Origin of the sequence: Thermoactinomyces sp. DSM 45892 (genome assembly GCF_900107305.1) — a bacterium.
In the GTDB taxonomy this organism is placed as follows: Bacteria; Bacillota; Bacilli; order Thermoactinomycetales; family Thermoactinomycetaceae; genus Baia.
The window spans coordinates 1-23,930 of sequence record NZ_FNPL01000012.1; the positions used below are offsets into that span (position 1 = coordinate 1).

A 23,930-nucleotide genomic window follows, 5' to 3' on the forward strand; every position below is an offset into this window, starting at 1 on the left:
ATCGAGCCATTATTAATGAAGTTCAAGGACTGTGTAGCTGTACAACAGCAGGATACAGGTCATTATCTTGCTTCGATGCAATTGGCGGGAAAGATTGATTGTCCGAGTGGGAAAGCGGAAGAAAATCCTTGGATAGATAAACCAGTGAGTGGCCAACTAAAATATGATTCTCAAGGTCAAAGGATATTGACTACAAATGAATTTAAAAAATTTAGGGATGAAATGGCAAAGCAGGACATAAAGGTTGTCGTTGATACGAAAGAAAAACGATTACCCAAAAATGTTGCAGCAGGATTTGATTTCGAAACAAAAGAAATTATATTAAGGCCAGATGCAACCAAAGTAAGTGCTATACATGAGTCGTATCATGTGAAGCAATACATGGAGATTGGAAAAGAAAAGTATAAACAACTACCGGCGATAGAACGGGAGGAGTATGTTTATAACGAGATTATGAAGAATAAGGGTCAATTTAATTCTGCTGAAATCCACGAATCTCAAAGAGTTATTTTTAAATATCGCAATGGATACTGGCCAACAGAAAACTGGAAAGGCTTTGGTGAATAATGAAAGAAGACATGAGCATACATGAATCAACTTCGAATGAGATCACAAAAACCTATCTAGAGAAACATGAAGTGTTTGTTGTTATGGATAAACACTCAGTGGATGAAGAATTTAACACAGTCTTAACAGCTAAACAAGCATGGAAAATTGCAAAAGATTATCAGGAAAAGTATAATCTTTCAGGAAGCATACATGATGATTTTACAAAATCTGTGATGCTTTATCAGGGATTCCCTTTAATAAAAGGGTATGCATGGTTGGTCACAGCGGAGCTTCCGCCTAATTCATTTGAAGGACTTACTGAGATGACTTATGTCATTTCAGATTGTAAAGGGACAGTTAATCATACATTGGATCATCATGGAACCCCATATTATGCACACCTCCCAAATAAAAGATAAAATAATGATTTACCCAAGTCTCTGTAATACAGGGGCTTTTTTTTTTATCTACAGAAAGCTTTGTATGCGTGATAGTAACGTAAAAAGAATCCAAAACATAACCGGCAAACAGGTGCATTCTTATATGTACAGATCGAGACACTTTGTTCATGCTGTTTGGAAGGATTGTACATAGAAACATACCAATTAACATGGGTCTTGCATCTTAAAATCTTGCGGTAGGTGACTACCGTGTCGGTTCGAGCCTCAATTTCCAGATAAATTAGATGTTAGATAGAGCAGAAGAAATTAGTTGTTTGTCAGAGGATTTCATGGTTTCATAAATTCATGGATAAAGTTTTTTATGTTGATGTACAATTAAAAAGCACATTTGCAAACAAACTGCAAACGCGTTTTAATTATGCATTCACACCTTTAAGACAAAAAGACGGCTTCAAAAAGGTTTTTAAAAGTGTTATAGATGGTATAATACGCATGAACATATTAAATATGGTTATGATTAAACCGTTACCTGATTAGAAAGGAGCAAACATAATGGCATTTAAAATGCATGAAATTCGCGAACTTATTCGATTGATAGATGAATCTCAAATCGAAGAATTTGAAATCCAAAATGAAGAAACCACAATTAAGATGAAAAAAAATAATGGGGTTACGGTACCCACTACCAGCCTTCCTGTTATAACGCAACCAGTGGTTCAACATGTGGAACAATCAACTCCAGTCGTAAGTCCTGTCACACCTGTTGCGACTGAGGTGACAAGTACAGCACCGGTAGTAGAAGCAAATCCTGCTGCAGTAGCACCAGGTGTGGAGGATGCTACTTTACATAAAATCGTCTCCCCTATGGTAGGTACGTTCTATCGCGCACCTTCCCCAGACTCTCAGCCTTATGTAAAAGAAGGCGATCAGGTTCAAAACGAAACGATCGTATGTATCGTAGAAGCAATGAAGCTGATGAATGAAATTGATGCGGATGTAAATGGTACGATTGTAAAAGTGTTAGTGGAAAATGGCCAGCTAGTAGAATATGGACAACCATTGTTCTTGGTAAAAACGTCCTGATCGTTCAGGAGGGGAACTGTGAATGTTTAAGAAGGTACTAATTGCAAATCGCGGCGAAATCGCTGTTCGAATCATCCGAGCTTGTCGTGAGCTAGGAGTTGCCACTGTAGCGGTTTACTCCGAAGCGGATCGTGAGGCATTGCATGTGAGTTTGGCGGACGAGGCTTTTTGTATCGGTCCAGCTCTATCACGTGAAAGTTATCTAAATATGACAAACCTGCTAAGTGTAGCAACGTTGGTCGGGGTAGATGCGATCCACCCTGGGTATGGATTTTTATCGGAAAATGCCGATTTCGCCGAGCTTTGTACGGCTTGTGGTATTACCTTTATCGGTCCGTCACCAGAAGCCATCTTAAAGATGGGAGATAAGACCACGGCTCGTGAAACGATGAAAGAAGCAGGAGTTCCGGTCGTTCCGGGAACGCAAGGTGTCATTGAAGATATCGATGAAGCTGAACAGATCGCTACTTCTATTGGTTATCCAGTTATCGTAAAAGCAACAGCTGGTGGCGGCGGAAAAGGAATGCGGATCGTACATAGTTCAGAAGAATTGCGCCATGCTGTTACACTAGCGCAGAAGGAAGCCGAAGCTAATTTTGGTAATCCAGGTGTGTATCTAGAAAAGTTCCTTGTAGAGCCTCGTCATATCGAAATTCAAGTATTAGCTGATTCCCATGGAAATGTCGTTCATTTAGGTGAACGGGATTGCTCGATTCAACGTCGATACCAAAAACTGATTGAAGAAGCCCCATCTCCAGCACTAGATCCAGAGTTGCGTGAGCGAATGGGTCAAGCGGCGATCGCTGCCGCACGCTCAGTCGATTATCAAGGAGTAGGTACAGTGGAGCTTCTCCTTGATCGCGATCGTAATTTCTACTTTATGGAGATGAATACTCGAATTCAGGTTGAACATCCTGTTACAGAGATGATTACAGGGATTGATCTGGTGAAAGAACAGATTCGGGTAGCTGCTGGAGAACGACTCTTAGTGAATCAAGAAGACATCGCCATCAACGGCTGGTCGATCGAATGTCGGATTAATGCGGAGCGGCCTGATAAAAACTTTATGCCATCACCTGGCACGATTAATACGTACTTAGCCCCTGGTGGTATGGGAGTTCGAGTAGATAGTGCTTGTTATCAGGGCTATCGCATTCCGCCATTTTATGATTCAATGGTAGCGAAATTAATTGTTTGGGGGAAAGATCGTGAGGAAGCACTTGATCGCATGAATCGTGCATTACATGAATTTGCGATTGATGGTGTTCATACTACGATTCCTTTCCATCAACGCATGATCCAACATCCAAAATTTCGCTCCGGTGACTTTCATATTCAGTTTTTGGAAACGACTAATATATACGAGGAGGGAACCTAAGCTAATATGGAACATCAACCAACGCAAAATAGTAACCTTGGCAAAGTAGAGATTGCACCCGAAGTATTGCAAGTGATTTCGGGTCTAGCTGCCACTCAGGTCAAAGGGGTTATCGGTCTAAGTGGTAGTGTTGTCGAGAACTTTAATCAGTTGATTGGTCGGAAAAACCTGCGCCAAGGTATTACAGTAAACTTAGATGAGTCCACTACGATTGAGGCATCGCTTGTGGTGGAATATGGGGTGTCGATCCCGGAAGTAGGAAAGCAAGTACAAGAAAGTATCAAATCGGCTGTGGAAACGATGACGGGTATAGAGGTAGATCAAATTGTGGTTCGTGTCGAAGGAATCAAATTTCCACAACCTGAAAAAACAAAAGATGGGGAATCTAACTCAAAAGTAAGGTAAGATAGGTAGTAAGAAGTTACATTGAAACCGGGCCGAAGAAGGTGGCTCGGGTTTCTTTTTGGAGGATTTTAAATGAGTCGGAGATTATCAAGAGAGATAGCGATTCAATCTTTATATCAGCAAGATGTGCATCCTGAAGCAGATCTCCAAATGATTCGTGAATTGGAGAAAAAGGTTCAAGGGGATGATTTGGATTTTTATCGCTTTCTCGTGCAAGGTGTGAAAGAACATCATCCTCAGATTGACCCTATTTTAGAACGGTATGTAAAAGAGGGTTGGAAACTGAGTCGTCTTTCTGCCGTGGATCGAGCTGTGCTACGTGTAGCTACGTTGGAATTGCTCTATCAACCAGAAACACCATCTGGTGCGGTGCTAAATGAAGCAGTAGAGCTTTCTAAAGCATTTAGTGGAATGGAAACAAGCCGCTTTATTAATGGGATTTTAGGTAAATTAGCGAAAGATCTCGATCAATTACGAGAAGAATTACAAAAGTAGGGGAGTAGAAGCGAATGTTGCTTCGCTCTCTTTTTGTATTGTTCGGATTATACTTTACAGCTTTCGTAGAAACGAATAAACTAAGATGATAATATGTGGTTCACATATCTAAAAACTACGTTCTATAAGGGTGATGACAAATGGCACAATTAATCGATGGAAAACAAATCGCTAGTGATATTCGTCAAGAGTTAAAAGAAGAAGTCACACAATTACAGAAAGCAGGAATTCGTCCGGGTTTGATGGTGATATTTGTTGGTGATAATCCAGCTTCCCAGTCATATATACGTGGGAAAGTTCGTGCTGCTACGGAAGTGGGAATTGCATCAGAAGTGCTTCGGATGGGTGCAGACATAACGGAAAACCAGCTTCTTAATAGAATTGAAGAATTGAACCAAGATGAAGCGGTTCATGGAATTTTAGTGCAATTACCTTTGCCGAAGCATATTGACGAGTTAAAAGTGATTGAAGCGATTTCACCAGAGAAAGATGTGGACGGTTTTACCCCGATTAATGTAGGTAAAATGATGACTGGATTGGAATGTTATCTACCTTGTACGCCATTTGGAATTATGCAACTTTTAGAACGTTCTAATGTTACAATAGATGGAAAGCATGTAGTTGTGATTGGAAGAAGTAACATTGTAGGGAAGCCGGTTTCGATGTTACTGCAACGTGCGAATGCAACGGTTACGATGTGCCATTCTCGTACTCCGGATTTAGCCACTTTTACCCGACAGGCTGATATTATTGTGAGTGCTGTAGGAAGAGTCGGGTTGATTACAGCTGACCATATTAAAGAGGGTGCGGTTGTGATTGATGTGGCGATGAATCGGAATGAGGAAGGCAAATTAGTGGGTGATGTGGTGTTTGATGAAGTGTTTGATAAGGCATCAGCTATTACGCCTGTGCCGGGTGGTGTAGGGCCGATGACGATTGCCATGCTGATGCATAATACGATTGAGGCGGCGAAACGTGGGAGTGAATGATTAGATAGAATTGCTAGGATTAGCATGTAGTTGTGTTTGTGTTTGGCTGTTTGAATAATCGAGGGCTAGTGGATTGATGGATTACTTTGTGGATGATCTAGGGTAGGATGTCCCGGGGCAATGTATCTGGCCACAGCTCAAAGCCAAACCCAAACTTCAACCCAAAACTTATACATATAGAGATAGCGAGGAACCAACATGCCCCATCGCAAAGAGCGCGAAATCTGGAGTGTATCGGAACTTGTTTCTCACCTCTCAGGATTAGTAGATCGAGATGAGCGCAGTAAAGCGGTCTGGATTCAAGGTGAGATTACGAATTTTGTTCATCACACTTCCAGTGGACACATGTATTTCTCCATCAAAGATCAGTCTGCTAAGATGAAAGCTGTTATGTTTAAATGGTCGAGTCGTTTTATTCTTTTTAAACCTAAGAATGGAGATCAAGTAACGATTCGTGGTGAGTTATACGTCTATGAAAAAGACGGACAAGTTCAGCTAAAAGTCTTAGAGATGAAAAATAGCGGACAGGGTGATCTATATAGTAAATATTTGCAACTGAAAGAATGTCTAGAGCTAGAAGGATTATTTACGCGTCCTAAGCGACCAATCCCCACTTATCCACGTCGTGTGGGGGTTATTACCTCCGCGCAAGGAGCAGTAGTCAGAGATATTATTACGACGATGAAAAGACGTTATCCACTTACACAGATCGTGGTGCTACCTGTGGCTGTCCAAGGGATGCATGCTGCACGGGAGATATCAGAGGCGATTTTGGAGATGAATCGACTGGCAGATGTTGATGTATTAATTGTCGGCCGGGGTGGTGGTTCATTAGAGGAGCTGTGGGCTTTTAACGAAGAAGTAGTGGTTCGCTCGATCGCTGAATCCCTCATCCCCATTATCTCGGCAGTAGGACATGAGACGGATCACACACTGAGTGATTATGCGGCAGATCTCAGGGCGGCTACTCCAACGGCGGCTGCGGAGATGGTGGTGCCTGATTTTCAAGAGATCACACAACGGTTTCAATCTCTTGATACTCGACTTCATCACGCTTCAACCAAGGTGCTTGAGAGGAAACGGAGTAAATTAGGTTCAATCTTGGAACGTCCGATTTTCCGAAATCCGGGTGAACGTTTAGAGCAATATTCGCAACGGCTTGACTATCTAGAACGGGATCTTCGTAATCATGCACAGTCTAAGATGGCTAAACATGCGTTGAAAGTGGAACAGCTATCTTCACGACTAGATCGTCTCCGTCCCCATCAGTCGATTGCGTTATATCAAGAGCAATTATCTCGATTATGCCAGAATCAACTTAGAGCGATGAAGGTTACGATGGAGCGAGAGGGAAATCGTTTGGAACGAAATGTAGAAAAATTAGATGTCCTTAGTCCATTAAAAGTATTGAAACGGGGCTATTCGGTAGTGTATCGTTTTCATCAATCAGATTTAATCACGTCTACTTCTCAAATCAAGCTAGGTGATTTATTAAAGATACGCATGCAGGACGGGGTATTAAAATGCCAAGTATTTGGAACGGAGGAACAGGGTGATGAGTAATAGCCAAAGTGTACAACCACCTGAACCCACTTCATTTGAAGAAGCAATGGAGCGTTTGGAAGAAGTGGTGAAACAATTGGAGCAAGGGGAGGTTCCGCTAGATCAAGCGATTCGTTTATTTGCTGAAGGAAACCAATTAGCTTTTTTTTGCCGAGAAAAGTTAGATTGGGCGGAGCAACAAGTGGAGATGTTAGTTCAAGAAAATGGGGAGTGGAAAAAGAAACCTTTCCAGAATGAGGAGGAGCTATAGCCGGTGGCGATGATTCGGGATTACATACAACAAAAAGCACAGCTCGTGCATGAAGAGCTTGATACATATACAAGAATGCTTACGGGTATTCCGCAACCGCTGTTAGATTCCATGCGTTATTCGTTATTAGCAGGAGGCAAACGGATCAGGCCGGTTCTTGCCATCGCAACGGCAGAAGCGTTTGGGGCTGAAGAAGATCGGGTACTTCCATTTGCGTGTGCTGTGGAGATGATTCACACTTATTCACTGATCCACGATGATTTGCCAAGTATGGATGATGATGATTATCGTCGTGGCAAATTGACTAACCATAAGGTGTATGGGGAAGCGATGGCAATCTTAGCAGGAGATGCGTTGCTGACAGAAGCATTTGGATTGTTGGCTGATGGAGCTACCAGGGCTCATTTGCCAGTGCATACTGCGATGGCGATCGTGAGAGAGGGAGCGAATTTAGCAGGTGCAAGGGGAATGGTTGGAGGACAAGTAAGTGATCTCTTAGCTGAGGATCGACAAATCCCTCTGGAAGACCTCCAATCCATTCATAAACGGAAGACAGGCGACTTGATTGCGTACTCGGTTCGCATGGGGGCTCGTGTTGCTGGGGTATCGCCCGGATCGATGAGCTTTTTAAGTCAATTTGCTTATGGGATTGGATTGGCCTTCCAGATTCAAGATGATATCCTAGATGTAATCGGTGACCAAGAGAAGATTGGGAAACGTGTGGGCAGTGATGAAGCGAATCATAAATCCACCTATCCGTCATTACTAGGGCTGGAAGAATCAAAGAAGAAATTACATCACTGTATCTCACAAGCAAAGGTAGCGCTTATGAATATTCCCGATTGCAACCCGGGGAGACTAGTGGAGATAGCGGATTACCTAATGTCGCGTGATCGTTAGATTATGGTATAATAACAATTACGTTTAAAAGCATGATATGTACATACATAGGGAATTGAGGTCGTTACCGGTTCGAACAAAGATTCGTGACCGGCGTTTTTCTGATATGATCATCTCAACCAATAAAAAAGATCAATTTAAAAATGCTATACTTTGTGTATAAAGAAACTAGAAAGAGAGGCGATCGCGATGCTCTTGGAGCAGATGCAATCACCAGACGACCTGAAAAAACTACCAGTAGAAGATTTACCTAAATTAGCGGAGGAAATTCGTCAGTTTTTAATCGAAAGTTTATCTAAAACGGGCGGGCATCTTGCCTCTAATCTCGGTGTGGTAGAATTGACCATTGCCCTACATTATTTATTTGATAGTCCAAAGGATAAGTTTTTATGGGATGTAGGCCATCAAGCTTATGTACATAAATTATTGACAGGTCGTATGGATCTTTTTCCAACGCTTCGTCAATACAAAGGCTTATGCGGTTTTCCAAAGATGAGCGAAAGTGAACATGATGTATGGGAAACGGGGCATAGTAGTACATCTTTATCGGGTGCGATGGGAATGGCGGCTGCACGTGATTTAAAAGGCGAAGATAATAAAGTGGTTGCCATCATCGGAGACGGAGCTTTAACCGGTGGTATGGCTCTTGAAGCACTTAACCATATAGGGGAAGAGAAAAAAGACCTCATTGTCGTACTAAATGATAATGAAATGTCAATTAGTCCAAATGTGGGGGCGCTTCATAATTATTTAGGACGTTTACGCACGAATAAAACGTACTCGAAAACCAAGCATGATGTGGAAGCACTCATTAAAAAAATCCCTTCCGTGGGTACTCCGTTTGCCCATCTAATTGAACGTATCAAAGATAGCTTGAAATTCTTAGTTGTAGATGGCGTTTTATTTGAAACGTTAGGCTTTACCTATCTAGGCCCGATAGATGGTCATAATTTAACGGATCTAATGGAGTGTTTACGTCAAGCGGCGCATACTAAAGGGCCTGTACTAGTACACATTGTGACTCGTAAAGGGAATGGATATCAACCTGCAGAAGATGATCAAGTGAATTATCACGGGGTAGGAACGTATAAGATTGAATCCGGAGCATTTGCCAAGAAGGTAGGCGGTCCTGTAGCCTATCCAGCTGTTTTTGGAGAGACGATGATCAAGCTGGCAGAAGAGAATCCAAAGATTGTAGCGATTTCTCCAGCGATGTTAACAGGGTCAAAACTGGAGAAGTTTCAGAGGCGTTTCCCAGATCGGACATTTGATGTCGGGATCGCGGAACAACATGCAGGTACTTTTGCAGCGGGTATTGCGACTCAAGGAATTATCCCAGTCTTTTCGATCTATTCGACGTTTTTACAACGTGCGTATGATCAAGTCGTCCATGATATTTGTCGGCAAAACGTACATGTTGTGTTCGCGATTGATCGTGCTGGGTTTGTGGGAGAGGACGGTGAGACTCACCAAGGGATTTATGATATCGGCTTTATGCGTTCCCAACCGAACATGGTTATGATGATGCCAAAAGATGAAAATGAACTTCAGCACATGCTCTACACAGCAACCCAATATGGCAAAGGGCCGATTGCGGTTCGTTATTCAAAAGCAAACGGTACAGGGGTACAGATGGATGAGGAGTTTAAGCTTATTCCTATTGGGAAATCCGAAATCGTGCAAGATGGGGAAGACGTAGCCTTAGTAGCATTTGGATCAATGGTTCAACCTGCTATTCAGGCAGCAGAACTACTCCAAAAGCAAGGAATTAGCGCTAAGGTAGTAAATGCTCGGTTCGTGAAGCCGTTGGATGAAGAAATGCTCTTATCCCTTTATCAAGACAATATGCCAATCGTCACACTGGAAGAAGGAGCCTTGCAAGGTGGCTTCGGAAGTGCAGTGTTAGAGTTTTTTGCTCAGAAGGAGATTTATGATGCCAAGGTAAAGTTACTTGCGATTCCAGACTACTTCGTGGAACATGGAAGTATGGCTCAGCAGATGGAGGAAGTAGGGCTAACACCCCCTCAAATTGCTGAGCAAGTAACCGGATTTGTAAAGAAAAAACAGGAAGTATAAGAGGATGCGTAGTGAAAGAGCGAATTGATGTGTTACTCGTACAACAAGGCTTTTATGAAAGTCGTCAGCAAGCCCAACGTGCCATTATGGCTGGGCTTGTCTTGGTTGAGCAGGAGCGAATTGATAAGCCTGGGACCAAGGTGCCAGTTGATAAGACGATTACGATTAAAGGACAAGTTTCTCCTTATGTGAGCAGAGGTGGATTGAAGCTTGAGAAAGCACTGCAAGTCTTTCCTACTTCTATTCGAGATCAAGTTGTGCTCGATATCGGTGCTTCTACAGGTGGATTTACAGATTGTGCCCTGCAAAATGGTGCAAAACAAGTGTATGCGATCGATGTTGGGTATGGGCAACTAGCGTGGAAGATTCGTGAAGATTCCCGGGTGATTGTCATGGAACGGACCAATTTTCGATATTTAGAAAAAAAGCAACTGACGGGTGAACCCCCTACCTATGCTACGATAGATGTGTCGTTTATCTCCCTTTCGCACATTTTTCCTGTTCTAACGCAGCTCCTGCCGATTGGTGGGCAAACCATTGCTTTGGTAAAACCACAATTTGAAGCGGGAAGAGAGCAGATTGGGAAAAAAGGGATTGTAAAAGATCCTAAAATTCATGAGCAAGTATTATTGAAATTTGTGTTTACAGCCAATTCCAATGGCTTTTCAGTAAAAGGAATTTCCGGTTCTCCCATCACAGGAGGCGAAGGAAATATTGAATTTATCACCCTCCTTGAAAAGCAAGAGGTACCTGTTCAAGAAGATTGGGCATCTCAGATTCCAAAAATCGTACAGGAAGTACATCAACGTTTTTCTTAAGAATAAAAGGTTTCTTTTTCATGACTCCGAATTAGTAGGGGAAGGGGGAGGTGCGTATGACACGTTCCGGAGATCCGATCGTCTTATTCCTATTAGTTGGAGTCATCTTCTACTTTTTCCTCAGAAAATGGTTTTCGTTTGCTTCAATGAAAGATTGGATTTTTAATACTCGTCCTGATCCTGAACCGCTCAGGGGAGAAATTCCTGCCATTTTACAGGAGCATGGGTATGAGGCTTATGCGGAAAAGCAGAAGATCGCCCTCCACATTAAGGTCGGGGAAGAAGGCTTTGAGAGCCGGATGTTTATCGATGTGTTTGCAATGGACGAATATGGGAACCATTATGCTGTGATCACTTCAAGGCGAAGAAGACCGCTCAAAAAAGTAGGGGCATCGTTACGAGATTCTTTTTTTGCTTCTTACTTACTAGCGAAACCGATGGGTTTGCTTTATGTGGATGTAGAGGCACGTAGTGTGGAGGAAATCACGTTTCAATATGAATTCCCCACCCATAAACGATCCCCTTTTCCGTGGAGTTATATTGTCGTGTTTGTACTGGGAATGCTTGTAGCATGGTCGATAACCAAATAGAAATGGGGTAGGAGTTGTGAAGCGAATCGGCATTATGATGAATGCCAGCAAGCCACATGCTTTGCAGGTTGCGAAGGAATTAATGCAACTCCTCTGTGAGAAAAATGCTTTTGTGTTATTAGAGCAGGACTTAGCAAGTGTGTTGGGACGAGATGATAGGGGCATTCCACTGAAAGATTTTCCCAATCGTGTGGAAATCGTATTTGTTTTAGGAGGAGATGGTACACTTTTAGGTGTGGGCCGTGAGTTAGCTGGAGCAAAGTTGCCCATACTAGGGATAAACACAGGAAACTTAGGCTTTTTGTCTGAGGCAGAACCAGAAAATCTAGGAAGTGCAGTCGATCGCGTTCTAAACAATGATTTTTGTATTGAAGAGAGGATGATGATTGATGCAGAATGTATCCGGAATGGAGAAATTGTTCACAAAGGAACTGCCTTTAATGATGTAGGGATCGCCAAAGGTTCATTTGGCAGAATCGTAAACTGTTCTGTTAGTATGGATGGGATGTTTCTAGGCAGTTACTCAGGCGATGGGATTATTGTCTCTACTCCAACGGGCTCTACGGCATATTCATTATCTTGCGGAGGCCCGATTGTGTGGCCAGGCTTTCAAGCGATTTTACTAACCCCGATCTGCCCACATACCCTTACTTCTCGCCCGATGGTGTTACCAGCAGAGAGTGAATTAGAAGTAAGAGTCTCAGCCACGCACCATGAGATGGGGATGACAATCGATGGACAAATTGGTTTTGAGATTCTGGAGGGAGATTTGATACGGATTAGAAGATCGCAAAATCAAACCTATTTAGTAAAGTGGAAAGAACGCTCTTTCTTTGAAGTAGTGCGTAAAAAGCTTCATGGCGACGAGAAGGGGTAACGACAGGAGGCAAACAACGGTGAAGGCGCAAAGGCACATCAAGATCCGGGATATTATCACTCACTGTGATATCGAAACACAAGACGAACTGGTAGAGGAGTTAAAGAAAGGTGGTTATAATGTCACGCAAGCAACCGTATCCCGTGATATTAAAGAGTTGCATCTGGTAAAAGTTCCTACCAATAGTGGTACGTATAAATACTCCCTTCCGCTCGATAACCGCTTTAATCCCAACCAAAAATTAAAGAGAATGTTACAAGAAACATTTGTGGGAATTGATCATGCAGAAAATTTAATTGTCATGAAAACCCTACCAGGAAACGCTCAGGCGATTGGAGCCTTAATGGATAATTTAGAGTGGGACGAGGTAATTGGCACCATTGCGGGTGATGATACCATCATGTTGATTGTACGTCACAAGGAACTCGTACCCGTTATCGTTCAACGATTTTTAGATATGCTTTAGGAGACGATGAACATGATTCGGCAGTTATCAATTCGTCACTTTGCCATCATCGAAGAATTACATATTGATTTCTCTCATGGATTTCATGCGTTGACAGGAGAGACAGGCGCTGGAAAGTCCATCTTAATCGATGCTCTTGGGCTAGTGGTGGGTGGTCGGGCTTCTGCTGATTTCGTCCGTCATGGGAAGGAAAAAGCCGAGATTGAGGCTGTATTTGATTGTGAGCCTAATGAGCAACTATCAACCTTGTTTGAGGAGCAGGGACTTGAATTAGAAGAGGGCAGCTTATGGATTCGCCGAGAAGTGTTGGCAAATGGCAAAAGTAGTTGCCGTGTAAATGGCAGGTTGGTTACGCTGGGGATTCTCAAACAGATTGGCACTCATCTCATTAATATTCACGGTCAGCATGAATCACAAAAATTAAATCAAATTGATATGCATCTTGAGTGGATTGACCAATATGGAGGCACGGAGCTTCTTACCATACGGACAGATTACCAAGAAAATTATGAAAAATATACCCAAATAGAGCGTAAATTAGCAAAGTTAAATCAGGATGAACGGGAGCTGGTCCAACGGATTGATCTCTTAGAGTACCAATTACAAGAGATCCAAGATACTCAGCTCGTTTTAGGTGAAGATGAAGAATTAGAAACAGAGTGTAGGAAACTAGCGAATACAGAAAAATTGATGGCTCATGTAAACCGTTCATACCAGTGCCTATATGGGGAGCAACGAGGGTTGGATTTTCTTCATCAAGCTTCGTCCGAGCTTGCGAGTGTAGCAGATCTAGACCCGAAACTGCAAGTACTACAGGAGCAATTGCTTAGCGTGACAGATCACTTGGATGACATAATTCGAGATGTAAGCCATTACCAAGATACATTATATTTCGATCCGAAGCGATTAGCAGAGGCTCAAGAGAGAGCTCACCATATCAGACAGCTAAAGCGTAAGTACGGGGAAACGATCCCAGATATCTTAAAGTATCAGGAAATGATTTCATCAGAGCTATCAGAGCTATTGGACCGAGACATGCGTCGGGATGACTTAGAAAAAAGTCGAGATCAGTATAAGGAACGTCTAGCTGTACTTGCCTCGCACATCACACATCTTCGAAAGAAGGCTGCGCGTAACTTAGAAGTGGAGATGGAGCGTGAATTAGCAGACTTGCATATGGGGACCACTTTATTTCGTGTACATTTTCACGATGGAGACGATTCACAGAAACGGCTAACCCGTACAGGACAGGATGAAGTCGAATTTCAAATCGCACCCAATCTTGGAGAGCCACTTCGTCCATTAGCAAAAGTCGCTTCAGGTGGTGAGATGTCTCGTATCATGCTGGCGCTCACCTGTATCTTTGCCGATATCACCCAAGTTGATACACTTATTTTTGATGAAGTGGATACGGGAGTAAGCGGACGGGCAGCGCAGGCCATCGCAGAGAAAATAGCCTATATTGCGAGACGTTGCCAAGTGTTATGTGTAACTCACTTACCTCAAGTGGCCTGTATGGCAGATGATCATTATGGTATCTCCAAACAGAGTTCCGATTCTGTTACTCGAACTAAAGTGGACCGCCTAGATCACTCTGCCCGTGTTTTAGAGCTGGCGAGAATGTTAGGTGGAGCTGAGGTTACAAATAAAACCAAAGACCACGCCACCGAGATGATTCGTTTGGCAAATATGGTAAAAGAAAAGATAAAACAGACGGCTGGAAGCTTTTGATTAACATAAACAGGGTCCGTTAAGGTTACTTTAAACGTATGGTACAAGTAGTTGCTTGGGCTGGTGGTTTGGCGGGAAGCTCAGGAGAGTGATTCATACGTGCGTAAAGACAGACAACGAATCAAATGTTTAGGTGTTCTCCTGGTGCTTCTCCTCGTAATGGGAAGTACATCTTCTTTTTTTCAACAGTATTTCTCCTTTCCTCGAAATCATAACTTGATTCAGGGAAGGGAAGGTCTCGTATTTTTGTCAATTCCGATTACGGCTACAGTAAGTCCCGCTGCTCGAAGTGCTCTGCATAGGAGTGGTAGGACTTCTGTACAGACGATGGCAGGGCTCCAAAAAAGTGGAGATGATGCCAAACAGCATCCAAATCTACAGGTGATCCCTGGTGGGCAATCCATTGGAGTAAAGCTAAAATCGTCGGGGATCTTGGTGGTGGGGCATCACTTGGTTTCAACCAAAGAGGGTGATAAATCTCCGGGTGAGCAGGCGGACATTCATGTTGGAGATTACTTGGTTGAAATAAATGGTCAACAAGTGAGAAGTACACAAGATGTAGCCAAGATTGTCAAAGATGCAGGAAATACCACAAAGTCGCTACAAATCGTGCTGAGACGTGACGACAAGCAGTACAAAGTAGTCCTTCCGCTAGCGCTTGATGAGAAGGATCAACAGTACCGAATGGGCCTATTTATTCGTGATTCTGCCGCGGGTGTAGGAACGCTTACGTTTTATGATCCACAAAGGAAAGTGTATGGTGCACTCGGCCATGTTATTTCTGATTTGGATACAGGACAGCCGATTCAAGTTGGAGATGGGAAGATCGTCCATTCCAATGTGACTTCGATTCAAAAGGGTGCTTCTGGCAAGCCTGGAGAGAAGAGAGCCATTTTTTTTAACGAAGATCAGGTGCTAGGAAACATAAAAAGAAATACGCCTTTTGGCATCTTTGGCAACATGGGTGAGAAGCTTCAAAATCAAGGTGATCCGATTCCAGTCGGTTTTTCTGATGAAGTAAAGGAAGGTCCTGCGAAGATCTATACCGTTGTAGAGGGACAGAAGGTGGAGGAATTTGATATTCAAATTACTCACGCCATGAAACAGAAGTTTGCTACCACGAAAGGACTTATCATTAAAGTGACAGATCCTCGTCTCCTTGCCAAAACGGGGGGTATTGTTCAAGGAATGAGCGGGAGTCCGATTATTCAAGATGGAAAGCTAGTGGGAGCTGTTACTCACGTTTTTGTAAATGATCCAAGCTCTGGATATGGAACTTATATCGAATGGATGCTAAAAGATGCTGGAGCATTAGAAAACCAATCAGCGGAGACCTTAACAGGTAGCCGCTTTTTATTTCGTCATCAAAAAATGGAAAAGTTAGGGAATTAAATATAAATAGAAGGAATGATTTGGTAAGTTGTCGAAAATGTACTTTATCCAGTTCTCGGGACAGGACCAACGAGGGGAGAAAGGTTATGAATCAAATACGAGTTGTATTAGCAGATGATAATCGAGAATTTACTGAGCTTGTAAAGGAACATCTATCATCACAACCGGATCTAGAAGTGGTTGGTGTAGCTTATAATGGTGGAGAAGTCATTGAAATTTTAAAAAAAGAGGTACCTGACGTACTTGTCTTAGATATTATCATGCCTCACTTAGATGGATTAGGTGTATTAGAACAAATCCAAGAATTACAACTTCAACCGATGCCAAAGATTATTATGTTAACAGCGTTTGGACAAGAAGAAGTGACTCAACGAGCTGTTTCGTTGGGGGCATCTTACTATATCTTGAAGCCATTTGATATGGATGTACTTACAGAGCGGATCAGGCAGATGAAAGGAGTAGGCAGTGTCATCAGACCGCGTACCAATACGATGACTACTTCGTCGGTATCATCTCGCCCTAATCATCTCGATGCTAGCATCACCAGTGTGATCCACGAAATAGGCGTACCAGCTCATATCAAAGGGTATCTCTATTTACGAGAAGCGATTACAATGGTATATAATGAAGTCGATCTTCTAGGTGCGATTACGAAAACTCTATACCCCCGGATTGCAGAGAAGTTTAAAACAACCCCTAGCCGAGTAGAGCGTGCGATTCGCCACGCGATTGAAGTAGCTTGGAGTAGAGGAAACATGGATTCGATCCGCACTTTGTTTGGTTATACCATCAATGTAAACAAAGCAAAACCAACGAATAGTGAGTTTATCGCTATGGTTGCGGATAAATTACGAATTGAACATAAAGTGGGGTAAGTTATTCAACTTTAAAACACACTTAAATCCAAAGTGATTGGATTTAAGTGTGTTTTGGCTTAGTATAAAAAAATTCATAAATTAAATGTATTGCTAACCGAAATGGAGTATGATACATTCAAAATAACAACTTTATACGATCAAATGGGAGCCTGGAGATAGCCAAGCTGAGAGGGTGGAGAACTCTGCCACCGACCAATAACCTGATCTGGATAATGCCAGCGTAGGGATGGACAAGATTCGCTTTTACTTTTTAGCGAAACTTTTCTGATCTTGTAGACTTCTAATACTCGAAATTAGGAAGTCGTGCGCTACTGGCGTGCGGCTTTTTTTATGCCTATTCAACTGGAATTCTGGGCTCTAGCTTGCGTATATGAGTTGATTTGGATGGATGAGAGGAGAAATGGACGTGAATGCATACCCATTTCCAGCTAGTACGAAAGTTTATTTGCAAGGGTCTAAGTCGGACCTTCGTGTCCCGATGCGTCAGATCGCATTATCACCTACTAACGATTGGCGAGGTGAAACGGAGAATGAGCCTGTTCAAGTTTATGACACCAGCGGTCCTTATACAGATCCAGAAATAGTGATTGATATTAACAAAGGCTTATTTCCACTTCGGCGCAACTGGATTTTAGAACGGAATGATGTCGAAGAATATGAAGGACGAGAAATACTCCCAATCGACAATGGTTACCGTTCTGAAGAAAAAGCAAATCAAGCTATTTTTCCCTCGAATCATATTCACCCATTACGTGCCAAACCAGGTCGAAATGTAACCCAGATGCACTATGCTAGACAAGGAATCGTCACGCCTGAGATGGAGTTTATTGCGATACGTGAAAAAATGAGTCCTGAGTTTGTAAGGGAAGAAGTAGCAGCTGGACGAGCTATTATTCCGGCTAATATCAATCATCCTGAGCTAGAACCCATGATTATCGGAAAAAACTTCCACGTTAAGATTAATGCCAATATTGGGAACTCAGCGGTTAGTTCATCCATTGAAGAAGAAGTAGAGAAAATGACATGGGCTACACATTGGGGAGCAGATACGATCATGGATCTGTCTACTGGGAAGAACATTCATACCACTCGTGAATGGATCATCCGAAATTCGCCTGTACCGGTAGGCACGGTTCCCATCTATCAAGCACTGGAGAAAGTAAACGGAAAACCTGAAGAACTCACTTGGGAAGTTTATCGGGATACATTGATTGAGCAGGCAGAGCAAGGTGTGGATTATTTCACCATTCATGCAGGCGTAAAGATTGCTTATATTCCTCTTACTGCGAAGAGAGTAACCGGAATCGTTTCTAGGGGCGGCTCGATCATGGCAGCATGGTGTCTAGCTCATCACCGTGAGAGCTTCCTCTATACCCATTTTCGTGAAATCTGCGAGATTCTAAAAGAGTATGATATATCAATCTCGCTTGGGGATGGACTTCGCCCGGGTTCGATCGCAGATGCGAATGATGAAGCTCAATTTGCTGAATTAGATACGCTTGGAGAATTGACCAAGATTGCTTGGGAATACGATGTGCAGGTGCTCATTGAAGGGCCCGGCCATGTTCCGATGCATAAGATCAAGGAAAATGTAGATATACAGCAGGCAGTTTGCCAGGAAGCACCCTTTTATACACTAGGGCCTCTTACCACTGATATTGCTCCTGGATACGATCATATTACTTCAGCGATCGGTGCCGCGATGATTGGATGGTTTGGGACAGCCATGCTTTGCTATGTAACACCGAAGGAGCATTTAGGATTACCCAATAAAAACGATGTGAAAGAAGGGGTTATCGCTTATAAGATCGCGGCCCACGCTGCTGATCTTGCAAAAGGGCATCCCGGAGCACAAGTGAGAGATGATGCGCTATCCAAGGCTCGTTTTGAGTTCCGTTGGGTAGATCAATTTAATCTTTCGTTAGACCCAGAGCGAGCTCATCAATTCCATGATGAGACATTACCTGCCGAACCAGCAAAAACGGCTCATTTCTGTTCGATGTGTGGTCCGAAGTTTTGTAGCATGAGAATTACACAAGACATTAGGCAGTATGCGGAGCAGAAGGGACTTAGTTTAGAGGATGCGATGCGGGAAGGGATGAAAGAAAAAGCAGAGGATTTCCAAGAGAGTGGCGGCAAAATTTATAGTTAACAGGGTTAGGAGTGATCGAGATGAGGTTGCATTTAATTACACCTGAGAACAGTTCATTTCAAACTTTGATTACGACGATACCGCCCATACAGGATGCTTTTGATATGCTTCACTTGCGTCTCCATACTTTTTCTGATCAGAAACTATTTTCCCTTGTAAGGGAGCTTCGAAATCAATCCTTTCCAGACTCTAAATTCATTCTTCATGACCGTCCGCATCTGGTTGCAGAACTGGGGCTTTCTCATGTACAAATCGGCTTTCGAAGTCCGCGATTTGAAGTGGTGAAGAAACGTTATCCTTTTTTGAAAATCGGTGTCTCCGTACATTCACCCATGGAGATGGAGCAGGCAAAAGAAGCAGATTTCTTCATGCTAGGTCACATTTATCCGACCGCTTCGAAGCCAGATAAACAGCCACTAGGCGAAAAAGAAGCAGAGAAAATCATGAAAACCATCAATCAACCCGTTATAGCGATTGGTGGGATACAGCCTGCTCATATCGCTACCCTACATCAGATTGGCTTCCACGGAGTTGCGGTAATGGGTGGAGTTCTAAATGCGGACAAGCCTATCGAAGCACTCGCCTCTTACAATCGAGCAAGGAGGGAGCTGGATGTATGATGTGATCATCGTGGGTGGTGGGGTCATCGGAGCTTCGATCGCGTACCATCTGTCACTATTTCAGAAACGAATCCTTGTGATCGAACGAGATAAAATCGGTTCCCATGCTTCATCCGCAGCTGCAGGCATGTTAGGGGCACAAGTGGAATTGAAGCCGGATCATCCGCTATTACATCTAGCAACAGAGAGTCAGCTTCGTTTTGTGGATTTGGTTAGGGAATTAGAGAATGCGACCTACGAAAAGCTTCACTTAAACCAAAATGGCATCATCCGCCTCGCTCGTACAGAAGAAGAGTTGATGGAGTTAGCTGAACTGCATCAGGCTCAGTTGGCAATCGGACTTTCAAGCAAGTTCCTCACCTATGACCAAATTTGTGATCGGGTAGAAGGGATCTCTCCTATAGTAAAAGGTGGAATCCATGTTTCAGATGGGCAATTAGAAGCATCTCGCCTTGCGCCATCCTTAATGAAAGTGGCAGTGGGTCAAGGAGTCGAAGTGTATGAGGATACAACGGTCTTGTCGCTAGAAATTCACCAACAAGAAGTTCGAGGTGTCCATACGACGAATGGGACGTATTATGCTGAAACGGTGGTACTAGCAGGAGGTGCTTGGACAAACGAACTATTGCCTGAGGATTATCACGTTCCGCTCTATCCTGTAAAGGGAGACGCCTTTTCCCTTCGACTCTCAGAAACGAATCTGATGTATTCCTTGTATACCCACGATTGTTACATCGTTCCTAAATCAGGAAACCGTTTGCTAGTAGGTGCAACAGAATCCCCATATGAATGGGAGCCTCACGTGAAGATGGAAGGATTATTTCAACTATTCCACAAAGCAGCTAAGATGTATCCGGCGATTCTGGATGGAGAGCTTGAGAAGACTTGGTCAGGAATCCGTCCGCAAACCAAAGACGGACTTCCTTATCTAGGATTGGACCCCGATCTCCCCGGACTCATTTATGCAACCGGACACTATCGAAATGGAATTTTACTTAGTGCCATCACGGGTGAAATCGTAGCGGACCTCATTGTACACAGGAAGAGTTCGTTTGATCTACAGCCTTTTGCACCAGAGAGATGGAGGAATAAACATGCTATATCTGAATGATTCTTTACGAGAACTTACCCCGATGCCAGAAACAATCGAACAGCTTCTCATCCAGTTAAGTCTAGAAAAAAAGAGGCTCATCATTGAACATAATGGTACCGTTATTTCACCTGAAAAATATGACGTTACATTCCTTACAGATCGAGATCGAATTGAAATTATTCATTTTGTGGGAGGTGGCTAACATGTTACAAATCGGACCTTATTCCTTTCAATCACGTTTATTATTGGGAACAGGTAAGTTTCCGGATGCTCAAATACAGAATCAAGCGATTGAGATATCAGAATCGGAAATTTTAACCTTTGCTGTCCGTAAATTGCCGTTAGATAATCCAGATATGCCTAACTTCTTAGAAACCATTGATTTAGAGAGATTTCATTTGCTTCCGAATACGGCTGGGGCCAAAACAGCGGAAGAAGCGGTTCGAATCGCTAGATTGGCTCGTCAATCAGGATTATGTCATATGATCAAAGTAGAAGTGATTGGCGACGATCGTACCTTGTTGCCAGATCCGTTTGAAACCCTGCGTGCCTGTGAGCAATTGTTGGAAGACGGGATGATCGTGCTACCGTATACTTCCGATGATGTAGTACTAGCCCGTAGACTTCAAGAACTCGGGGTACATGCCATTATGCCAGCTGGAAGTCCGATTGGTTCTGGAATGGGGTTACTTAATCCGCTTCATCTTTCCTTTATTATCGAACAGGCTACCGTTCCTGTTATTATCGATGCGGGGATTGGTAGCCCAGCAGATGCTACGTTAGCGATGGAGCTAGGAGCAGATGGAGTGTTATTAAACACAGCCGTATCAGGTGCACAAGATCCTGTTAAGATGGCACTTGCCATGAAATATGCGGTTATGTCTGGTAGGCTTGGCTATGAAGCAGGACGGATTTGTAAGCGCCCTTATGCCACAGCAAGTAGTCCTGAGAGTGGAATTCCTGTATGATAACCGAAAGGTATTCGAGGCAGGAGAGATTCGGGCCCATTGGTATTCATGGACAAGCTATATTGAAAAAAAAGCATGTTCTCATCATCGGGATGGGGGCTTTAGGAAGTTCTCTGTCTGAGATGCTTACTCGTTCTGGGGTTGGAACGATTACAATTGTAGATCGGGATTATGTGGAGTTGAGTAATTTACAACGCCAAACTTTGTATACAGAGCAGGATGTAGCAGAAAGGTTGCCTAAAGTGATTGCTGCAAAAAATCGGTTGAAGCAGATGAATTCAGAAGTGATGATTTATGCCTATGTTAGCGATGTTACGGCTGATAATATCTTCTCTTTTGTGGAGCATGTGGATCTCATCTTCGATGCAACCGATAACTTCGAGACTCGGTTTCTAATCAATGATGTATCTCAAAAGAAGCAGATCCCATGGATTTATGGAGCTTGTGTAGGGAGCTACGGAGTTACTTATAGCATTCTTCCCAGGATTACTCCTTGCTTACGTTGTTTGTTAGAAGACGAACCAATCGCAAGTGAAACATGTGATACAGCAGGTATTATCGCGCCAGCAGTACAGAGGGTTGTGGCGGAACAAGTCACAGAAGCATTCAAAATATTACTCGGTCACACCAAACATTTACGCCAAAAGCTTTATTCTTTCGACGTTTGGAAGAATGAGGTTTCTGCTGTTCCAGTCGGGCATTTAAAACGGAAAGACTGCCCATCTTGTGGCCCAGATGCAACGTATCCAACTCTTCAAACAGAAAATAAAGCTAAAATAACCGCCCTTTGCGGGAGGGATACTGTTCAAATTCGATCTCTCAATCATCAAGTCTTCGATCTTACTCGTTTACAGCAACTGCTTCAGAAAGAAGTAGAGCATTTTCACTCAAATGACTACTTGCTAACTTTTAAAGTACATCAATACCGATTTGTCGTATTCCGAGATGGCCGTGTGTTAATCCACGGTATTCATGATACGAAAGTAGCAAACAATTTATATCAAAAATATATTGCTGTCTATAAATAAAGAAGCCAATAAAGGAACAGGCCTGTAAGAGGGGATTGTTCCTTATTGGTTTAGAATACAAATGATCATGATCAAAAGATCTTCTTCTTACCCCGCTCATCTTTCAGGATATCCACCGCCTCTCGGAAACGTTGGGAGTGGACGATTTCTCTTTCTCTTAAAAACTTCAAGGAGTCATTCAAATCAGGGTCATCCGATTGATCGATAATCCACTGATAAGTAGCCCGGGCCTTCTCCTCTGCAGCGATATCCTCATACAAGTCTGCAATGGGGTCGCCTTTGGCTTGTATATAGGCAGCTGTAAAGGGAACACCCGCAGAATTACTGTAAAATAAGGCACTGTCATGGGCTACATAATGTGAATCCAGGCCTGCGGCTTTTAACTGTTCGGGTGTAGCGTCTTTTGTAAGTTTATAAATCATTGTGGCAATCATTTCAAGATGAGCGAATTCTTCTGTGCCGATATCGGTTAATAGGCCGACTACTTTATCGGGAATGGTATACCGCTGATTGAGATAGCGGAGTGCTGCGGCGAGTTCACCATCTGCCCCGCCGTATTGTTCAACGAGTAGTTTGGCTAGGTAAGGGTTGCATGTACTTACTTTTACGGGATATTGCAGTTTTTTCTCATATACCCACATGGACCGGGAACCTCCTTTTTATACTTGCCAAGGCCAAGGAGGCTTGCCCCAAGACCAATTTTCATCGGAGTAACTACGACCGAATTGTAAGAGGGGACCATATCGTGCTTCGTATTCTTGGGCTATTTTTTTTCGTTTTTTGGCTAGTCCGTTAAATTGTCGAATGGAGTCTATGTCTTTTGGGTGGGTATCAAGGTAAAGGGTTAGCTCTACTAAGGCAAAGTCAACAGCTTGTAATTCTTCCAACAGTTTGTAATATTCTGGTGGGAGGGGTGAGTTCATCGTAGTCCTCCCCCTTTTTTATATGGATTTTCGTAAGGGTCATATAACGCTCTCCATAGGGTTCCGCGGAATAGAGCTTCTCGAATGGGGAATTGCTCTAAACAACGTGGCTGAAAACCCATATAGAGATGAGGAGGAGTGGAGTAGTATTTATGCCCAATGGGTGGGCAGGGGTCAAAAGGGCCATGGTATACGCTATATGTTTTCATGGATGTATGATGGCAATGATCTTTTTGATTCAAAAAAATCCCTCCTTGTTGAGAATGATTATTTAGAATTTATGATAAGATTATATTTGATATTCG

At 43.0% G+C, this 23,930-nt stretch carries 27 protein-coding genes and 1 riboswitch; of the genes, 24 read left to right on the plus strand and 3 right to left on the minus strand.

From position 1 onward, the window contains the following. From BLU58_RS10570 to BLU58_RS10690, 24 genes are all read left to right on the plus strand, one after another. Positions 1-567 (plus strand): zincin-like metallopeptidase toxin domain-containing protein (locus tag BLU58_RS10570; protein WP_304442033.1); only part of this gene is annotated, 567 nt, incomplete at its 5' end. An 83-nt stretch (positions 568-650) separates the two neighbouring features. Continuing rightward, positions 651-968, plus strand: coding sequence for a hypothetical protein (locus tag BLU58_RS10575; protein WP_176786620.1), 318 nt, complete (start codon positions 651-653; stop codon positions 966-968). 534 nt (positions 969-1,502) lie between these two features. Further along, the gene (accB, locus tag BLU58_RS10585; protein WP_093292189.1) at positions 1,503-2,033 is read left to right on the plus strand and encodes an acetyl-CoA carboxylase biotin carboxyl carrier protein; all 531 of its coding nucleotides are present in this window, start codon (positions 1,503-1,505) and stop codon (positions 2,031-2,033) included. 22 nt (positions 2,034-2,055) lie between these two features. After that, positions 2,056-3,411: an acetyl-CoA carboxylase biotin carboxylase subunit gene (gene accC / locus BLU58_RS10590; RefSeq protein ID WP_093292190.1), complete on the plus strand. Its 1,356-nt coding sequence runs from the start codon at positions 2,056-2,058 to the stop codon at positions 3,409-3,411. A gap of 6 nt (positions 3,412-3,417) precedes the next feature. Next, positions 3,418-3,816, plus strand: coding sequence for an Asp23/Gls24 family envelope stress response protein (locus BLU58_RS10595; RefSeq protein ID WP_093292191.1), 399 nt, complete (start codon positions 3,418-3,420; stop codon positions 3,814-3,816). A gap of 72 nt (positions 3,817-3,888) precedes the next feature. Then, complete coding sequence (gene nusB / locus BLU58_RS10600; protein WP_093292192.1) at positions 3,889-4,311, plus strand: transcription antitermination factor NusB; 423 nt, start codon at positions 3,889-3,891, stop codon at positions 4,309-4,311. Positions 4,312-4,451: 140 nt separating this feature from the next. Then, entirely contained in the window at positions 4,452-5,300 is an 849-nt protein-coding gene (folD, locus tag BLU58_RS10605; RefSeq protein WP_093292193.1) for a bifunctional methylenetetrahydrofolate dehydrogenase/methenyltetrahydrofolate cyclohydrolase FolD, read from the plus strand. Between the two features lie 198 nt (positions 5,301-5,498). Beyond that, positions 5,499-6,863, plus strand: a complete 1,365-nt coding sequence (xseA, locus tag BLU58_RS10610; protein WP_093292194.1) for an exodeoxyribonuclease VII large subunit — start codon at positions 5,499-5,501, stop codon at positions 6,861-6,863. Further along, positions 6,856-7,113: an exodeoxyribonuclease VII small subunit gene (gene xseB / locus BLU58_RS10615; protein ID WP_093292195.1), complete on the plus strand. Its 258-nt coding sequence runs from the start codon at positions 6,856-6,858 to the stop codon at positions 7,111-7,113. The genes xseA and xseB overlap by 8 nt, the downstream gene beginning before the upstream one ends. A 9-nt stretch (positions 7,114-7,122) precedes the next feature. Continuing rightward, the gene (locus BLU58_RS10620) at positions 7,123-8,013 is read left to right on the plus strand and encodes a polyprenyl synthetase family protein (protein ID WP_093292303.1); all 891 of its coding nucleotides are present in this window, start codon (positions 7,123-7,125) and stop codon (positions 8,011-8,013) included. A 189-nt stretch (positions 8,014-8,202) separates the two neighbouring features. Beyond that, positions 8,203-10,089, plus strand: a complete 1,887-nt coding sequence (gene dxs / locus BLU58_RS10625; protein ID WP_093292196.1) for a 1-deoxy-D-xylulose-5-phosphate synthase — start codon at positions 8,203-8,205, stop codon at positions 10,087-10,089. Positions 10,090-10,100: 11 nt separating this feature from the next. Further along, positions 10,101-10,907, plus strand: a complete 807-nt coding sequence (locus tag BLU58_RS10630) for a TlyA family RNA methyltransferase (RefSeq protein WP_255404678.1) — start codon at positions 10,101-10,103, stop codon at positions 10,905-10,907. Between the two features lie 56 nt (positions 10,908-10,963). Further along, positions 10,964-11,497: a hypothetical protein gene (locus BLU58_RS10635; RefSeq protein ID WP_093292198.1), complete on the plus strand. Its 534-nt coding sequence runs from the start codon at positions 10,964-10,966 to the stop codon at positions 11,495-11,497. Between the two features lie 16 nt (positions 11,498-11,513). Continuing rightward, a complete protein-coding gene (locus BLU58_RS10640) occupies positions 11,514-12,374 on the plus strand; it encodes an NAD(+)/NADH kinase (RefSeq protein WP_093292199.1) in 861 nt (286 codons plus the stop codon). Beyond that, positions 12,355-12,840 (plus strand): transcriptional regulator AhrC/ArgR, encoded by a 486-nt coding sequence (gene ahrC, locus BLU58_RS10645; protein ID WP_093292200.1) that lies wholly within the window; start codon positions 12,355-12,357, stop codon positions 12,838-12,840. Before BLU58_RS10640 ends, ahrC begins: the two co-directional genes overlap by 20 nt. A gap of 12 nt (positions 12,841-12,852) precedes the next feature. Then, positions 12,853-14,571, plus strand: coding sequence for a DNA repair protein RecN (recN, locus tag BLU58_RS10650; protein WP_093292201.1), 1,719 nt, complete (start codon positions 12,853-12,855; stop codon positions 14,569-14,571). 99 nt (positions 14,572-14,670) lie between these two features. Beyond that, positions 14,671-15,963: a SpoIVB peptidase gene (spoIVB, locus tag BLU58_RS10655; protein ID WP_093292202.1), complete on the plus strand. Its 1,293-nt coding sequence runs from the start codon at positions 14,671-14,673 to the stop codon at positions 15,961-15,963. Positions 15,964-16,049: 86 nt separating this feature from the next. Continuing rightward, on the plus strand, positions 16,050-16,838 hold the full coding sequence (gene spo0A, locus BLU58_RS10660) for a sporulation transcription factor Spo0A (RefSeq protein WP_093292203.1): 789 nt from the start codon (positions 16,050-16,052) through the stop codon (positions 16,836-16,838). A 134-nt stretch (positions 16,839-16,972) separates the two neighbouring features. Further along, a riboswitch (TPP riboswitch) is annotated at positions 16,973-17,085 on the plus strand. A gap of 162 nt (positions 17,086-17,247) precedes the next feature. After that, positions 17,248-18,993, plus strand: coding sequence for a phosphomethylpyrimidine synthase ThiC (gene thiC / locus BLU58_RS10665; protein WP_255404679.1), 1,746 nt, complete (start codon positions 17,248-17,250; stop codon positions 18,991-18,993). A gap of 20 nt (positions 18,994-19,013) precedes the next feature. Then, entirely contained in the window at positions 19,014-19,613 is a 600-nt protein-coding gene (locus BLU58_RS10670; protein WP_093292205.1) for a thiamine phosphate synthase, read from the plus strand. Further along, complete coding sequence (gene thiO / locus BLU58_RS10675) at positions 19,606-20,724, plus strand: glycine oxidase ThiO (RefSeq protein ID WP_176786621.1); 1,119 nt, start codon at positions 19,606-19,608, stop codon at positions 20,722-20,724. The genes BLU58_RS10670 and thiO overlap by 8 nt, the downstream gene beginning before the upstream one ends. Further along, on the plus strand, positions 20,708-20,908 hold the full coding sequence (gene thiS / locus BLU58_RS10680; protein WP_093292207.1) for a sulfur carrier protein ThiS: 201 nt from the start codon (positions 20,708-20,710) through the stop codon (positions 20,906-20,908). Before thiO ends, thiS begins: the two co-directional genes overlap by 17 nt. A 1-nt stretch (position 20,909) precedes the next feature. Then, complete coding sequence (locus tag BLU58_RS10685) at positions 20,910-21,674, plus strand: thiazole synthase (RefSeq protein ID WP_093292208.1); 765 nt, start codon at positions 20,910-20,912, stop codon at positions 21,672-21,674. After that, on the plus strand, positions 21,674-22,702 hold the full coding sequence (locus BLU58_RS10690) for a ThiF family adenylyltransferase (protein WP_093292304.1): 1,029 nt from the start codon (positions 21,674-21,676) through the stop codon (positions 22,700-22,702). Before BLU58_RS10685 ends, BLU58_RS10690 begins: the two co-directional genes overlap by 1 nt. A 71-nt stretch (positions 22,703-22,773) precedes the next feature. On the opposite strand, the gene BLU58_RS10695 is transcribed toward BLU58_RS10690, so the two are convergent. Genes BLU58_RS10695 through BLU58_RS10705 form a run of 3 tightly spaced genes read right to left on the minus strand, consistent with a single transcriptional unit; the run spans position 22,774 to position 23,834 of the window. Then, positions 22,774-23,343 carry a manganese catalase family protein gene (locus BLU58_RS10695; RefSeq protein ID WP_093292209.1) on the minus strand — a complete coding sequence of 190 codons (570 nt, stop codon included), beginning with the start codon at positions 23,341-23,343 and terminating at the stop codon, positions 22,774-22,776. 18 nt (positions 23,344-23,361) lie between these two features. Further along, positions 23,362-23,625 (minus strand): spore coat protein CotJB, encoded by a 264-nt coding sequence (locus BLU58_RS10700; protein ID WP_093292210.1) that lies wholly within the window; start codon positions 23,623-23,625, stop codon positions 23,362-23,364. Then, the gene (locus BLU58_RS10705) at positions 23,622-23,834 is read right to left on the minus strand and encodes a spore coat associated protein CotJA (protein ID WP_093292305.1); all 213 of its coding nucleotides are present in this window, start codon (positions 23,832-23,834) and stop codon (positions 23,622-23,624) included. The genes BLU58_RS10700 and BLU58_RS10705 overlap by 4 nt, the downstream gene beginning before the upstream one ends. Between the last annotated feature and the right edge of the window lie 96 nt (positions 23,835-23,930).

Coding starts and splice junctions, on each gene's coding strand:
- BLU58_RS10705 (WP_093292305.1), bottom strand. CDS start 23,834: ATGAAAACATATAGCGTATACCATGGCCCTTTTGACCCCTGCCCACCC.
- thiS (WP_093292207.1), top strand. CDS start 20,708: ATGCTATATCTGAATGATTCTTTACGAGAACTTACCCCGATGCCAGAA.
- thiO (WP_176786621.1), top strand. CDS start 19,606: ATGTATGATGTGATCATCGTGGGTGGTGGGGTCATCGGAGCTTCGATC.
- BLU58_RS10620 (WP_093292303.1), top strand. CDS start 7,123: ATGATTCGGGATTACATACAACAAAAAGCACAGCTCGTGCATGAAGAG.
- accC (WP_093292190.1), top strand. CDS start 2,056: ATGTTTAAGAAGGTACTAATTGCAAATCGCGGCGAAATCGCTGTTCGA.
- folD (WP_093292193.1), top strand. CDS start 4,452: ATGGCACAATTAATCGATGGAAAACAAATCGCTAGTGATATTCGTCAA.
- ahrC (WP_093292200.1), top strand. CDS start 12,355: ATGGCGACGAGAAGGGGTAACGACAGGAGGCAAACAACGGTGAAGGCG.
- BLU58_RS10685 (WP_093292208.1), top strand. CDS start 20,910: ATGTTACAAATCGGACCTTATTCCTTTCAATCACGTTTATTATTGGGA.
- BLU58_RS10670 (WP_093292205.1), top strand. CDS start 19,014: ATGAGGTTGCATTTAATTACACCTGAGAACAGTTCATTTCAAACTTTG.
- BLU58_RS10575 (WP_176786620.1), top strand. CDS start 651: ATGGATAAACACTCAGTGGATGAAGAATTTAACACAGTCTTAACAGCT.
- xseB (WP_093292195.1), top strand. CDS start 6,856: ATGAGTAATAGCCAAAGTGTACAACCACCTGAACCCACTTCATTTGAA.
- accB (WP_093292189.1), top strand. CDS start 1,503: ATGGCATTTAAAATGCATGAAATTCGCGAACTTATTCGATTGATAGAT.
- BLU58_RS10700 (WP_093292210.1), bottom strand. CDS start 23,625: ATGAACTCACCCCTCCCACCAGAATATTACAAACTGTTGGAAGAATTA.
- xseA (WP_093292194.1), top strand. CDS start 5,499: ATGCCCCATCGCAAAGAGCGCGAAATCTGGAGTGTATCGGAACTTGTT.
- dxs (WP_093292196.1), top strand. CDS start 8,203: ATGCTCTTGGAGCAGATGCAATCACCAGACGACCTGAAAAAACTACCA.
- spo0A (WP_093292203.1), top strand. CDS start 16,050: ATGAATCAAATACGAGTTGTATTAGCAGATGATAATCGAGAATTTACT.
- recN (WP_093292201.1), top strand. CDS start 12,853: ATGATTCGGCAGTTATCAATTCGTCACTTTGCCATCATCGAAGAATTA.
- nusB (WP_093292192.1), top strand. CDS start 3,889: ATGAGTCGGAGATTATCAAGAGAGATAGCGATTCAATCTTTATATCAG.
- BLU58_RS10695 (WP_093292209.1), bottom strand. CDS start 23,343: ATGTGGGTATATGAGAAAAAACTGCAATATCCCGTAAAAGTAAGTACA.
- BLU58_RS10635 (WP_093292198.1), top strand. CDS start 10,964: ATGACACGTTCCGGAGATCCGATCGTCTTATTCCTATTAGTTGGAGTC.
- BLU58_RS10595 (WP_093292191.1), top strand. CDS start 3,418: ATGGAACATCAACCAACGCAAAATAGTAACCTTGGCAAAGTAGAGATT.